This window comes from Nocardia implantans, assembly GCF_035544775.1.
Taxonomy (GTDB): domain Bacteria; phylum Actinomycetota; class Actinomycetes; order Mycobacteriales; family Mycobacteriaceae; genus Nocardia; species Nocardia implantans.
In genome coordinates this window covers 98,551-111,069 of record NZ_JAYKYQ010000012.1, presented here as the reverse complement: position 1 = coordinate 111,069, position 12,519 = coordinate 98,551, and the positions used below count along the sequence as shown (strand labels likewise).

14 protein-coding genes are annotated in these 12,519 nt (G+C 69.7%); 6 read left to right on the top strand and 8 right to left on the bottom strand.

Annotated elements, in window-relative coordinates; translation table 11 throughout:
* Positions 1 to 103: 103 nt before the first annotated feature.
* Positions 104 to 955 (top strand): class I SAM-dependent methyltransferase, encoded by an 852-nt coding sequence (locus U3653_RS26415; protein ID WP_195082764.1) that lies wholly within the window; start codon positions 104 to 106, stop codon positions 953 to 955.
* On the opposite strand, the gene U3653_RS26410 is transcribed toward U3653_RS26415, so the two are convergent.
* From U3653_RS26410 to U3653_RS26395, 4 genes are all read right to left on the bottom strand, one after another.
* Positions 933 to 1,241, bottom strand: a complete 309-nt coding sequence (locus tag U3653_RS26410) for a hypothetical protein (RefSeq protein ID WP_195082763.1) — start codon at positions 1,239 to 1,241, stop codon at positions 933 to 935. The two genes, U3653_RS26415 and U3653_RS26410, sit on opposite strands and share 23 nt — an antisense overlap.
* A gap of 101 nt (positions 1,242 to 1,342) precedes the next feature.
* Complete coding sequence (locus tag U3653_RS26405) at positions 1,343 to 1,501, bottom strand: type II toxin-antitoxin system antitoxin (RefSeq protein ID WP_168434213.1); 159 nt, start codon at positions 1,499 to 1,501, stop codon at positions 1,343 to 1,345.
* A 14-nt stretch (positions 1,502 to 1,515) separates the two neighbouring features.
* Complete coding sequence (locus tag U3653_RS26400) at positions 1,516 to 2,400, bottom strand: SPFH domain-containing protein (RefSeq protein WP_195082762.1); 885 nt, start codon at positions 2,398 to 2,400, stop codon at positions 1,516 to 1,518.
* 78 nt (positions 2,401 to 2,478) lie between these two features.
* Entirely contained in the window at positions 2,479 to 3,840 is a 1,362-nt protein-coding gene (locus U3653_RS26395) for an FAD-binding oxidoreductase (RefSeq protein ID WP_195082761.1), read from the bottom strand.
* A gap of 71 nt (positions 3,841 to 3,911) precedes the next feature.
* On the opposite strand from U3653_RS26395, the gene U3653_RS26390 reads away from it, so the two are divergent.
* Positions 3,912 to 4,811, top strand: a complete 900-nt coding sequence (locus U3653_RS26390) for a LysR family transcriptional regulator (protein ID WP_195082760.1) — start codon at positions 3,912 to 3,914, stop codon at positions 4,809 to 4,811.
* Positions 4,812 to 4,894: 83 nt separating this feature from the next.
* On the opposite strand, the gene U3653_RS26385 is transcribed toward U3653_RS26390, so the two are convergent.
* Genes U3653_RS26385 through U3653_RS26375 form a run of 3 tightly spaced genes read right to left on the bottom strand, consistent with a single transcriptional unit; the run spans position 4,895 to position 7,566 of the window.
* Entirely contained in the window at positions 4,895 to 5,647 is a 753-nt protein-coding gene (locus U3653_RS26385; protein ID WP_195082841.1) for an amino acid ABC transporter ATP-binding protein, read from the bottom strand.
* A gap of 32 nt (positions 5,648 to 5,679) precedes the next feature.
* A complete protein-coding gene (locus U3653_RS26380) occupies positions 5,680 to 6,639 on the bottom strand; it encodes an amino acid ABC transporter permease (RefSeq protein WP_195082759.1) in 960 nt (319 codons plus the stop codon).
* Between the two features lie 3 nt (positions 6,640 to 6,642).
* A complete protein-coding gene (locus U3653_RS26375; RefSeq protein WP_195082758.1) occupies positions 6,643 to 7,566 on the bottom strand; it encodes an ABC transporter substrate-binding protein in 924 nt (307 codons plus the stop codon).
* A gap of 659 nt (positions 7,567 to 8,225) precedes the next feature.
* On the opposite strand from U3653_RS26375, the gene U3653_RS26370 reads away from it, so the two are divergent.
* The 4 genes from U3653_RS26370 to U3653_RS26355 all read left to right on the top strand — a co-directional run bounded on the left by U3653_RS26370 (position 8,226) and on the right by U3653_RS26355 (position 11,317).
* Positions 8,226 to 8,687: a PLDc N-terminal domain-containing protein gene (locus tag U3653_RS26370; RefSeq protein WP_195082757.1), complete on the top strand. Its 462-nt coding sequence runs from the start codon at positions 8,226 to 8,228 to the stop codon at positions 8,685 to 8,687.
* A 452-nt stretch (positions 8,688 to 9,139) separates the two neighbouring features.
* Positions 9,140 to 9,619, top strand: coding sequence for a DUF7144 family membrane protein (locus U3653_RS26365; protein WP_195082756.1), 480 nt, complete (start codon positions 9,140 to 9,142; stop codon positions 9,617 to 9,619).
* Positions 9,620 to 9,690: 71 nt separating this feature from the next.
* On the top strand, positions 9,691 to 9,912 hold the full coding sequence (locus tag U3653_RS26360; RefSeq protein ID WP_195082755.1) for a hypothetical protein: 222 nt from the start codon (positions 9,691 to 9,693) through the stop codon (positions 9,910 to 9,912).
* Between the two features lie 79 nt (positions 9,913 to 9,991).
* A complete protein-coding gene (locus U3653_RS26355; RefSeq protein ID WP_195082754.1) occupies positions 9,992 to 11,317 on the top strand; it encodes a diacylglycerol/lipid kinase family protein in 1,326 nt (441 codons plus the stop codon).
* 74 nt (positions 11,318 to 11,391) lie between these two features.
* On the opposite strand, the gene U3653_RS26350 is transcribed toward U3653_RS26355, so the two are convergent.
* Complete coding sequence (locus U3653_RS26350) at positions 11,392 to 12,486, bottom strand: isocitrate/isopropylmalate dehydrogenase family protein (protein ID WP_195082753.1); 1,095 nt, start codon at positions 12,484 to 12,486, stop codon at positions 11,392 to 11,394.
* Positions 12,487 to 12,519 lie beyond the last annotated feature (33 nt).

Below are 12,519 nucleotides of genomic sequence, written 5' to 3'. Positions count from 1 at the left end.
AACTCCGGTACGGCTGTACGGAAGACACTCGCGCGTTCAGCGTACGCGACCTCGGTCCGGGCGGGCAAACCGGTCGGGTCGCCACGCCGATAGTCTGATCGGCGTGTCGGAAGATCGCCATGCGCAAGCAAACGCACAGCTCGGAACGGCGGGCACGGTGCGGACCCGGATCGGCTCGGCGGCCAGCAGACTGGCCAGCAGGCGGTGGTGGGACGCCGACGCCGCGCAATACCACGAGACGCACGCGGAGTTCCTCGGCGTCGACTCCCCCGGCGGCGAGTTCGTGTGGTGCCCGGAGGGCCTGCACGAGGGCGACATGCGATTCCTCGGCGACGTCACCGGCAAGGCGGTGCTGGAGATCGGCTGCGGCTCGGCTCCGTGCTCGCGCTGGCTGGCCGGGCAGGGCGCGCGGCCTGTCGGGCTCGACCTGTCGCGCGGGATGCTCGAGCGCGGCCTCGCGGTCATGGCGCGCGGTGGCCCGCGGGTTCCGCTGGTGCAAGCGGACGCCGAGGCTCTCCCGTTCGCGGACGCGTCGTTCGATCTGGCCTGCTCGGCGTTCGGCGCGGTGCCGTTCGTCGCGGACTCGGCGCTGGTGATGCGCGAGGTGGCGCGGGTGCTGCGGCCCGGCGGCCGCTGGGTGTTCTCGGTGAACCACCCGATGCGCTGGATCTTCCCGGACGATCCCGGTCCCGCAGGCCTGACCGCCACCATCCCGTACTTCGACCGCACCCCATATGTCGAGGTCGACGGCGACGACGTGCCCACCTACGTCGAGCATCACCGGACCATCGGCGACCGGGTCAGGGAGATCGTCGCGGCGGGACTGGCGCTGGAGGACATCGTCGAACCGGAGTGGCCGGAATGGCTCGACCGCGAATGGGGACAGTGGAGCCCGCTGCGCGGCGAACTGTTTCCCGGTACGGCCATCTTCGTCACGAGGAAGCCCGGACCGTGAGGCGGCGGTCGTCGACCAGCTCCAGGAGGGAGACCTCGTGGCTGACCAGCAGCATCTGCGTCCGCGGCAGGTCGATGAGCTTGTGCAGTTCGTCCCGGAAGGCTTCGGCCTCCGCCATGGTGTCGAAGTCCAGCTCGACGAGCACTCGATTGGGGTTGTGCGTGAACCGTGCCACCCGGCAGTTGCGGGCCCCCGCATCCGCGAAGAACTGCTCGAGACCGTCGAAGGCGGGCTTCCACGTGTCGTAGTCGCGCACGGTGTCGTCGATATGCACGATCGTGGTCATCATTTCCCCTTTCGGTTCCGATGGCCGGAGATTTGCTGACACCTTGCAAGTCTTCGCGCCATCGGGCCGGGGCACCATCTCTGATCGGTATCGAGGTCGTGTCACTGCGACTTCGGTTTACGCCCGGCCTGCTCGAGCGCCAGCCGCAGCGCGTACTCGATCTGGGCGTTGATACTGCGCAGGTCGTCGGCCGCCCACTTCGCGATGGCGTCGTGGACGGCCGGATCCAGGCGTAGCAGCAGTTTCTTGCGCTCGGCCACGGGCAGCCCCCGCCTCAGGAGTAAAGCGAACCGGCGTTGACGACGGGCTGGGTGGGGCGGTCGCCACACAGCACGACGAGCAGGTTCGACACCATCGCCGCCTTGCGCTCCTCGTCCAGTTCCACCATGCCCTCCTGGGCCAGCCGCTCCAGCGCCAGACCGACCATGCCGACCGCGCCCTCCACGATTCTGGTCCGCGCGGCGACCACCTGCGCGGCCTGCTGGCGCACCAGCATCGCCTGGGCGATCTCCGGCGCGTAGGCGAGATGGGTGATCCGCGCCTCCAGCACCTCGATGCCGGCCATCTCGGTGCGCTCGCGCAGTTCGACGGTCAGCTCCTCGGCCACCTCGGCGCCGTCGCGCAGGCTGGTGCGGTCGGCCTCGTGCGCGTCGTACGGGTGCGTCGTGGCCAGGTGCCGGACGGCGGCCTCGGACTGGGTCTCCACGTACTCCTCGTAGTCGTCGACGGCGAAGGCGGCCTTGAAGCTGTCCACCACCCGGTAGACGACCACCGCGGCGATCTCCACCGGGTTGCCGTCGGCGTCGTTGACCTTGAGCTTCTGGGTCTCGAAGTTCCGCACGCGCAGCGAGATGCTCTTGCGGTCGGTCAGCGGGAGCACCGAGTAGAAGCCCGGCTCGCTCACCGAGCCGACGTAGCGGCCGAAGAACTGCACCACTTTGGCCTCGTTCGGGTTCACCACGGTCAAGCCGGTGGCGAGCAACAGCAGGACGACGACCACCACCGTGGCCGCCACCGCCCCGGCGACGGCGATGCCGTTGCCGTTCCTGGCGCCGACGGCGAAACCCAGCGCCGCGCCGCCGCCGAACAGGACCGTGAGCACGAACCAGCCCAACAGCACCAGAAAGCCGTCGAGGTGGAACGCGGAGCGAAACTGCATGACATCCTCCCAATATCAGAGTGATATCACGACGATAGCATGCTGCCGCCGCGCCGAACAGGCGCGGCGGCGGCGCGATCACCCGGCGTCCGGCCGGATGTTGCGGTTGAAACGGAACAGATTGCGCGGATCGTGCTGGGCCTTGAGCGCGGCCAGCCGGGCGTAGGTCTGCGGCGCGTACCCAGCCCGGGTCTGCTCTTCGTCCGCCTCGGCGCCCGCGCCGTAGAGGAAGTTCAAGCTGTGCCCGAGTGTCCACGGCGTCAGCGCGGCACGGATCGCCGCGCGGGCGGCGGCGTCCTCGGGGCCGGTGATGATCCGCACGACGTACGCGGCCTCGCGATGGTCGACGGCGATGCGGGCGTCGCTCGGGCGGGCCAGCGCGCCGCCGAGATGCCGGACATCGACGACCGCTCCCGCGCCGGAATCCGGGCCGGCAACGGCGAGCAGGGCCGCGGCCGTCTCGCCGGTGAACTCGCCGAGCAGCGCGTTGGTGGCGGCGTAGGCATGTGGATGGTCGGGATCGCTGTGAATGGTGTGCGACTCGGTGTACGGCATCTCGCGCAGGTCGTCCTTCAGCCGCTCCCCGACCGCCCGCAGCGGCGCGACCAGCCGTTGCCCTTCCTCCGCAGGTCCGTGGTAGGCGATCCGGATCGAGGCGGCGTACCGTCCGCGCAGCGGCGCGGGCACCTGCGGGATGTCGGGGAAGGCGAGCATCGTGACCGTCGAGGTGAGTTCCTCCGGCACGGTCGCGGTCCACTGCCGCCATGCGTCCAGAGCCCGCTCCACCAGCGGCGTATCGAACATCAGTTGTCCGCCGTAGACCGTGGTGACCGGGACGAGGCCGACCTCCATGCCCGTGACGACGCCGAAATTGCCCCCGCTGCCGAGCACGGCGCCGAACAGCTCGTCCTCCGGCGTCAGCGTGCGCACCCGGCCGTCCGCGGTGACCAGCTCGATCGATCGCACGTGCTCGGCCGCGTACCCGAACCTGCGCGCGAGCAGCCCCACGCCGCCGCCGAGCAGGTAGCCCACCACGCCCACCGACGGCGACGACCCGTTCAACGGAGCCAGCCCGTGTTCGGCCGCCGCTTCGACCAGCGCGCCCGCTCGCACTCCCGCGCCGACGTGCGCGGACCGGCGGACCGGGTCGATCCGGATGCCGGTCATGCGCCGGGTGCTGATCAGCACGCCGCCGTCCGCGGCGACGGACAGTCCGTGGCCGGTGGCCTGCACGGCGATCGGCAGCTCGTGGCGGGCGGCGTATTCCACGGCCGCGCGCACGTCCTCGGCGTGCGCGGCGCCGACGATCAGGGCGGGCCGATGGGTGTAGGCGGTCTGGAACCCGGCGACCTCCGCGTCGTAGCCCTCGTCGCCCGGACGGAACACCGGGCCGGTGAAGATATCGCTGTTGTCTTCGATCTGTGCGGTGTTGTTTCCCATGAGTTCGACCCTGCCCGGCCAGGAGAAAGAAGTAAAACAGATAGTTCTTCTGATCCCTATAATGATCAATTATGGAGCTGCGCCACCTACGCTATTTCGTCACCGTCGCCCAGGAAGCGAGCTTCACCCGCGCGGCGGCTCGGCTGCACTTGGCCCAACCGGGGCTCAGCGCCCAGATCCGCCAACTGGAGCGCGAACTCGGTCATCCGCTGCTGGACCGGGGTGGACGCACGGTCACGCTGACCGAGGTCGGCGCCGCCGTCCTACCGCACGCGCAGGCGGCGCTCGCCGCCGCCGAGCGGGTCGGTCACACGGTGGACGAGTTCACCGGCTTGCTGCGCGGGCAGGTCAGGGTGGGCTTGATCTCTGGGGCCGCGGTCGAGGAATTCGACGTCGCGGCCGTGCTCGCGGACTTTCATCACGACCACCCGCAGGTCGCCATCAGCCTCACCGAGGACACCTCCGAGCGGATGCTCGACGCCCTCGGCCGAGGCGAACTGGACATGGCCCTGATCGGGATGACCGGCGCGGAACTCGACCCGGCCATCGGCATCGAAGTGGTGCTGGAGACCGCGCTGGTGGCCGCGGTCGCGGCGGCGGACCCCGGCTACGGCGCGGAGCTGCCGCTCACCGCGCTGCGGGATCGCCCGCTGATCTGCCTCACACCGGGCACCGGTATCCGCGGCGTGTTCGAGCGCGCCTGCGCGGCGGCGGGGTTCGAGCCCGCCGTCGCCTACGAGGCGGCGGCGCCTGCGCTGCTGCTGCGCCTGGCCGCCCGAGGTCTCGGCATCGCCGTCGTGCCCGAACTCACCGCCGCGGAGGCCGCGTCCTTCGGGGTGCGCACCGTCCGCATCATCGAGCCGGAACCGCGCGGGCGCCTCGCGCTGGCGTGGCGCACCGACCATCCCGCGAGCCCCGCGGCCAAAGTGCTGCTCGGGCAGCTGCGCATCGCCTTGCGCGCCGACACGTGAACCCGGCCGCGCGTCTCCGCTGGACCCGATGGCGGCACACCGCCCGACCGCCGAGGTTCCTACCGGCGTTCGGCGGGCGGGTGTCAGAGCAATCGCGAGAGGAATGCCTTGGTGCGCTCGTGCTGCGGATCGGCCAGCACGCGCCGGGGCGGCCCCGCCTCGACGACCACGCCGCCGTCCATGAAGACCAGCTGATCGGCGACCTCGCGGGCGAAGCCCATCTCGTGGGTCACCACCACCATCGTCATGCCCGACTCGGCCAGTTCCCGCATGACGGTCAGCACCTCGCCGACCAGCTCCGGGTCCAGCGCGGAGGTCGGCTCGTCGAACAGCATGAGCTTGGGATCCATCGCCAGGGCGCGGGCGATCGCCACGCGCTGCTGCTGACCGCCGGACAGCTGCGCCGGGTAGGCGTTCGCCTTGTCCGCCAGCCCGACCCGGTCCAGCAGCTCCTTCGCCCTGGCCACCGCCTCCGCTTTGCGCACCTTCTTGACCTGGGTGGGCGCCTCGATGACGTTGTCCAGCGCGGTCCGGTGCGGGAACAGATTGAAATGCTGGAACACCATGCCGATCTCGCGGCGCTGCTTGGCCGCCTCGCGCGGGTGCATCTCGTAGAGCTTGCCGTTCTTCTCCCGGTAGCCGACGATCTCGCCGTCGACGTAGAGCCGGCCCGCGTTCACCTGTTCCAAGTGGTTGATACAGCGCAGGAAGGTGGACTTGCCCGAGCCGGACGGCCCGATCAGGCACAGCACTTCGCCGCGGCCCACCTCGAGGGAGACGCCCTTGAGCACCTGCAGGGCGCCGAAGTTCTTGCAGACCCGGTCCGCGACCACCATGGGAAGGGCCGTGGTCTTCGCGACGTCCACGCTCATTTCGCCTTCTCCCCCTGCTGCGCGTCGGCGAGTTCCTGTAGCTGCTTGGTGGTCAGCGTGCGGGAGACGCCGCGCGAGTAGTAGCGCTCCAAGTAGTACTGCCCGACCATGAGCACGCTCGTGATCGCCAGATACCAGGTGGCGGCGACCAGCAACAGTGGAATGGGCTGGAAGTTCACGCCGTAGATGTCGCGCGCCCGGCCGAACAGATCGGTGCTCAGCGGGATGCCGGTGACCAGCGAGGTGGTCTTCAGCATGCCGATGAGCTCGTTGCCGGTCGGCGGGATGATCACGCGCATGGCCTGCGGCAGCACCGTGCGGCGCATGGTCTGGCTCCAGGACATGCCGAGCGCGAACGACGCCTCCCGCTGCCCTTCCCCGACGGAGTTGATCCCGGCCCGCACGATCTCGGCCATGTAGGCCGCCTCGTTGAGTCCCAGGCCGAGCACGGCGAAGGCGAACGCGGCCTGCAACTGCTGCACGTCGAGGTGGAAGAACTGCGGCCCGAACGGAACGCCCAGCTGGATCCGGCTGTACAGCGACGGGACCAGTCCCCAGAACACCAGCTGCACGAACACCGGGGTGCCGCGGAAGATCCACAGATACACCCACGCCGAGCTGCGCAGCACCGGGTTCGGCGACAGCCGCATCACGGCGAGCGTCGTTCCGAGCACGACCGCGATCGCCATCGCGCACACGGTCAGCTCCAGCGTCACGACGGCGCCCGCGGTGATCCTGGTATCGAACAGGTATTTCCCGTAGGTGTCCCAGCGATAGGCCGGGTTCGTCGCGGCGCCGTAGACGAACAGCGCCACCAGGACGAGGATGACCGCCGCCGCTATCCAGCGCCCCGGCCTGCGCAGCGGAACCGCTTTGATCGGCTCCGGCTCCCGCGTCGAGTCCGCTCCGCCGGGCCCGGGATCGCCGGGCGCAGGCCGAGTGTCTTTGTCCGTCATCGTTCAGCTCACGGCACCGTTGACGACGGACTTGGCGATCGCGCCTTCCTGCACGCCCCAGTTCTTCGTGATCTCGAGGTACTTGCCCGTGTCGATCAGGTGCTGGACCGCCTTCTGCAGCACGGCGGCCAGCGGCGCGCCCTTGGGCACGGCCCAGCCATAGGGTGCGGAGTCGAACACCGGGCCCGCGTTCTCGATCTTGCCGTCGCTCTGCTTGATCGCGTACGCCGTCACCGGTGAGTCGGCCGACATGGCGTCGACCTGGCCGAGCACGAGCGCGTTGGTCGCGGCGCTCTGCTCGTCGAACGACTTGATGTCGATGGCGGGTTTGCCCGCGGCGACGCACTTGGCGCTCTTGGCGGGCACCTCGTCGGTGTGCTCGACGGTGGTGGCCTGCACGGCGACCTTCTTGCCGCACGCGTTCTCCGGGTCGACCGGCTTGCCCTTCTGCTGGGCCCACTGGATGCCCGCGTTGAAGTAGGTGGTGAAGTCGACCTGCTGCTCGCGTTCCTTGGAGTCGGTGATCGACGACATGCCCACGTCGTAGGTGCCCGCCTGGATCGAAGGAATGATCTTCTCGAAGGCCGACTCGACGTACTCGGCCTTGACGCCGAGCACCGAGGCGACCGCGTCCATCAGGTCCACGTCGAAGCCGACGATCCGGCCACCGGCGTCCTTGTACTCGTTCGGCTGATAGGGGATGTTCACTCCGACGACCAGCTTGCCGGACTGTTCGATCTTGTCGGGGAGTTGCGCCGCGATCTCGTCGACCTTCTCCACCTGCACCTTCGCCACCGAGGGGCCGGTGTCCTCGGTGTTCGTGGTACATCCGGTCAGCACCAGCGCGCCCGCGGCGAGCGCGCCCGCGGCGGCTCGCAGGGCGCGCCTGCCGAGAAACGAACGATCAGACACAGCAGCCCTCCACATTTCGGATCCACGCAACCCGGGCGTCATCACCCGTTTGGCAATCTAAGCGACCGGGCCGCTCCGCGCTGGACAGTAATGCAACAGCAACAAGATCTGCTCGCGCGACCCCGTGCCGGTGCACCGGCGCGAGACCCTACCCGCCGGGTGCGTCGGCGCGGTGCCGCTGCTTCCCGCACGCGCTGTTCGGGGCGTCGGCCGCGGCTCACGGGCACAAGTGGTCACATACCATGCAGGACACCGCTGCGACACCGGCTCCGTGCGCGAGGCCCCCGCGCAGCCGGCGAATTCACCGGAAATCTTGACGACGTCTCCGCCAGCGTCGATGATTATTTGCCGGTCTTTTCGGGCCGGACGAGTTTCTCCGGCTCGACGGCTGCAGCGAACGACCTGTCCGGACACTCGAAAATTGATGTGCTCTCGAATATTCGAGCGGCACGGCGCCGGTGAAACGTTTTCTTTCTCGAGCGCTTCGCACCGACGCCCGCCCCGAGCACCGATGCGGGTCGGCCTACCGAGCGAATCGGCGTACGACAGGCAGAGCCCGGCACGCGCACAGAGGAAGGTTTGTTTTCCGGCCACCGGGCCGCCCGACGGCCCGATCCAGAACATGGTGAGCCGTGGATTCGCATACGCCGCGGGCTCACCCGAGGAGGTTCATCATGGATTCGTTCTGGGACTACGTGTGGTACACGATCCTTGTATTCGCTTTCGTCGCATACCTGATCGTGCTGTTCCAGATCCTGGTCGATCTGTTTCGCGACCACTCCGTTTCTGGCGTCGCCAAAGCCCTGTGGGTGATCGCCTTGGTGGTGTTCCCCTATCTCGCGGCCTTGGTCTACCTCATCGTCCGGGGCCGGGGTATGGCGCTGCGCGCCCAGCGGGCCCAAGCCGAGGCCAAAGAGGCCACCGACCAATACATCCGGGAGGTCGCGGGCAAGTCTCCCGCGGAGAGCATCGCCGACGCCAAAGCCCTCCTCGACTCGGGCGCGATCACCGTGGCCGAGTTCGAGCAGCTCAAGGCCCATGCACTGGCGGGAAAGCCCGGCCACGCCGCGCAACCGAGCGCCGCGCAGGCGCCGCAGCAGACCGGGGTACCCCCCGCCCGGCCGGTGGCGCGGTGAGCGGCGCTCCGAGTTGAGCGAGTTCCTTCGACGCGGTGATCCGGTCCATGCCCGCACCGCCGTCACTCGGTGGCGCGGGCCCGGCCGGTGGCGCGGCGGGCTGGGCCGCATACCGGGGGAGATTCGATAACGGGACAGTCAACCAACCCTATCGCGGCGATATCGATATCGGTCACCGGAAGCCTCTTTTCCGTTGCGAAACGACGAAATCCGTTCGAATCGGGCCGCCGCGCCGATCGATATCCGCCGGAATACGAACCGGTATCACGGATCCGGGAACTGACAACCACGAATTCGCCTGCCATCCCGGTGCTAATCTCAGTCATATGCCGCCGACCGTCACCCGGTCGTGCAATATCCGGCCCGGCCCCCCGGGGCACGAAGCCCGTTCCGGCACGACGTGTATGCGCACCGCTCATGCCGATAGGAATCAGTCGCGAAGGGAAGCGCAAATGTCGCAGCACACGCCGGTGAATCGAGAAGACCATCGCGTCCGGCAAGGCATCGCCGCAGGCACATCGATCGCGGCCGCGATCATACTGACCACCATCGGGTTCCTTCAGTTGTTCCAAGGGATATCGGCGGTGGCCGAGGACGAGCTTTTCGTCCAAGGCCAGCAGTACACCTTCAAGTTCGACTTCACCGCGTGGGGCTGGATTCACATCGCGCTCGGCGTGGTGATGATCGTCGTCGGCATCGCGTTGATGACCGGCGCGACCTGGGCGCGGGTGTCGGCGATCGTCATCGCGGCGCTGTCGATCATCGCCAACTTCCTGTGGCTGCCCTACTACCCGGGCTGGTCCATCCTGATCATCGCGCTCGACACCGTGGTGATCTGGGCCGTCGCGACATGGAACCCGGACACGACGTTCTCCGGGCCGAACGCGGCCACCGGCCCCGAAGCGCCGCCCTCCGGCTCGGCGACGGTCTGAGCAGCGCCCGGGCGCGTCCCGCCTGCCCCGACTCCGTTCCCGGAGTGCGGAACCCATGGATTCCCACGCGAGTGACCACCGCGGTGCCGACGCCGCCGCGGACCGCGCTGCGGGGGGTCGCCGTGCCAGGCTTGGTGAGCGCGCTGGGCGCCTACCTCACCGGCGGGTGGGCTTCGCCCACCGCGGCGCACCGTGGATCCGGGCGCGGCATGAACGCGGTACGGCAGCTGCGGCGATCCCGCCCGCCGAACCCGGTGCGGACCCGGGCTTCCCGAGCGCGCGCCGCACGCTGATGATTCGTCCCGCTGGGGTCGGGCGGCGACCGGCCGAGCCCGAGGCGGACAACGGGACCTCGGTCGGGGGCGGTGCGTGATGCCGGGAGCCCAGGTCGGCGCGGCGCGGCCGCTGAGCGCTCGGCAGTGGTGGGCCAGGGCGGCATTCGCCGCCGCGATCGCCGCGGTCGTGCTGCCGCTCGCGGTGGCCGGGCTGCGCGGCTTGCTCGCTCTGTTGATCGCCGGGGCCGGCGGCGTCGCGCTCACCGTCGCCGGGGTCTACTGGTCGTTGATCAACCGGGGCGCGTTGCGGGCCGTTTCGGCGGCCCTGGCGATCTTGTCGCCGATCGTGGTGGTGCTTCTGTTCATGCGGGAACGTCAACTGTGGGTGATGCTGATCTGCGGCGCGCTGCTCGCAGTGGCCCAGGTGTGCGCGCGCCGGGCATTGCGCGACGACCGTGCGCAGTGGCCGGTGCCCGAGTTCCCCGCCGCCCCGGCACAACACCCGTTCCTCGTGATGAACCCCCGCTCCGGCGGGGGCAAAGTCCTGCTGTTCGATCTGCCGCGCAAGGCCCGCGAACTCGGCGCCGAAGTGGCCCTGCTGGCCGGCCCGGATCCGATCGATGTCGCCGCGCTGGCCCGGCGAGCGGTCCAGCGCGGCGCCGATCTGCTCGGCGTGGCCGGCGGCGACGGAACACAGGCTTCGGTCGCGGCGGTCGCGGCGGAATACCGGCTACCTTTCCTGGTGATCGGCGCTGGAACACGGAACCACTTCGCGCGGGATCTGGGACTGGATACGAAGAATCCGGCCACCGGCCTGGCGGCGCTGCGCGACGGTGTGGAGATCCGGGTCGACCTCGGCACGATCAACGGGCGCACGTTCGTCAACAATGCTTCCTTCGGCGTCTACGCGGAGGTGGTGCGCAGCCCGCAGTACCGCGACGACAAGACCGGGACCGTGTTGCGGATGCTGCCCGACTTGCTCGGGCACGGCTGCGGCTCCGGGCTGCGAGCGCGCGTCGGCAACGTGGCCGTGGACGGGCCGCAGGCGGTCCTGGTGAGCAACGGCCCGTATGCCACCGGCGATCTCGCCGGCCTCGGCCGCCGCGCCCGGTTGGACGCGGGCCTGCTCGGCGTCGTGACGGTCACGGTGGCGAGCACGCGACAAGCGGTGGGTCTGCTGCGCCGTGCGCACGATCGCGGTCTGGTGCGGCTCACCGCCACCGAGGTGGTCGTCGACGCGGACGCGGCCGAGATCCCGGTCGGCGTGGACGGTGAATCCCTGCGCCTCGAAACGCCCGTGCGCTGCGCGATCTCGCCCGGCGCCCTGCGCGTGCGGGTCCCGCGGACGCGGCCGGGGACGCGGGTCGCGCCTCCGACGCTGAACTGGGCGCGGTTGCGAGAACTGGCCGGGCGCTCCACCTGAACGACGAACCGGCTGCGAACTGGTCCAGCAGGACCGCGCGAGATCGGCGTCGACCTGGAGTGAACGTTCTCCGGCTACCTGCGATGCACCCTGGCGCACACCTGCTCGGTGAATTCGCTGGTGGATGCCAGTCCGCCGAGGTCGGCGGTGGCGATGCCGGCCTCGAAGGCCGCGGCGACGGCCCGTTCGATTCGCTCGCCCGCCCGCGCCAAGGTCACCTCGGCGTGCCGGGCCGCCAGCCAGCGCAGCAGCATCGCCGCCGACAGTTGCAGTGCCGCCGGGTTCGCCCGGTTGTGCCCGGCCAGCGCGGGCGCCGCGCCGTGCACCGCCTGGGCCATGGCCGTGGTGTCCGAACAGTTCAGCGACGCGGCCAGCCCGAGCGATCCGCTCAGCTCCCCCGCCAGATCGGACAGGATGTCCCCGAACAGGTTCTCGGTGACCAGGACGTCGTAGTCGGATGCGGCGCGGACCAGGTGCGCGGCCGCCGCGTCGACGTGTTCGTCGTCCACCTCGATTCCCGGGTATTCCTGGGCGACCTCACGGCAGACGTCGCGGAACAGACCCATGGTCAGCGGCAGCACGTTGGCCTTGTGCACGATCGTCACCCGTTTGCGTCGCCTGGCGGCCAGCCGGAACGCCTGATGCGCGATCCGTTCGCAGGCGGCCCGGGTCACCAGCCCGACCGACATCGCGATGTCCTGCGTCGGCCGGAACTCCCCCGACCCGGCGACCATGTTGCGGTCGGCGTAGAACCCTTCGCTGTTCTCCCGGACGATCACCAGGTCGATGTCGGGCGCCGCGGCGCGCACGCCGGCGAAAGCCCGCGCCGGACGGATGTTGGCGTAGAGGCCGAAATGCTTGCGGATGGCCCCACCCGGCGCGACGCGATGTTCGGGCGGGTAGGAGGCGTTGTCGTGCGGGCCGAGAATCCATGCGTCCACGGCGGCCAACCGCTCCAGCGTCCGCTCCGGCAGTGGCGTGCCGAACTCGGCGATGGCCTGATGCCCCATGACCAGCGGCACCCACTCGACCGGGGCGGCTCCGGCCGCGGACAGCGCCTCGTCGACGACCTGCCTGGCCGCTCGCACCACCTCGGGGCCGATGCCGTCGCCGTCGATCAGGCCCAGCCGCAGCGCCCGGTCCAGCCGGGGTCGATTCGCGTCGTTCACCGGAACATCCTCCCGCCGGCGCGCCCTGCCGCC

Bases quoted from the DNA above. Each gene is read 5' to 3' on its own strand.
- U3653_RS26410 (WP_195082763.1), bottom strand. From the start codon at position 1,241: ATGACCACGATCGTGCATATCGACGACACCGTGCGCGACTACGACACG.
- U3653_RS26400 (WP_195082762.1), bottom strand. From the start codon at position 2,400: ATGCAGTTTCGCTCCGCGTTCCACCTCGACGGCTTTCTGGTGCTGTTG.
- U3653_RS26395 (WP_195082761.1), bottom strand. From the start codon at position 3,840: ATGGGAAACAACACCGCACAGATCGAAGACAACAGCGATATCTTCACC.
- U3653_RS26390 (WP_195082760.1), top strand. From the start codon at position 3,912: ATGGAGCTGCGCCACCTACGCTATTTCGTCACCGTCGCCCAGGAAGCG.
- U3653_RS26385 (WP_195082841.1), bottom strand. From the start codon at position 5,647: ATGGTGGTCGCGGACCGGGTCTGCAAGAACTTCGGCGCCCTGCAGGTG.
- U3653_RS26380 (WP_195082759.1), bottom strand. From the start codon at position 6,639: ATGACGGACAAAGACACTCGGCCTGCGCCCGGCGATCCCGGGCCCGGC.
- U3653_RS26375 (WP_195082758.1), bottom strand. From the start codon at position 7,566: ATGTGGAGGGCTGCTGTGTCTGATCGTTCGTTTCTCGGCAGGCGCGCC.
- U3653_RS26370 (WP_195082757.1), top strand. From the start codon at position 8,226: ATGGATTCGTTCTGGGACTACGTGTGGTACACGATCCTTGTATTCGCT.
- U3653_RS26365 (WP_195082756.1), top strand. From the start codon at position 9,140: ATGTCGCAGCACACGCCGGTGAATCGAGAAGACCATCGCGTCCGGCAA.
- U3653_RS26355 (WP_195082754.1), top strand. From the start codon at position 9,992: ATGCCGGGAGCCCAGGTCGGCGCGGCGCGGCCGCTGAGCGCTCGGCAG.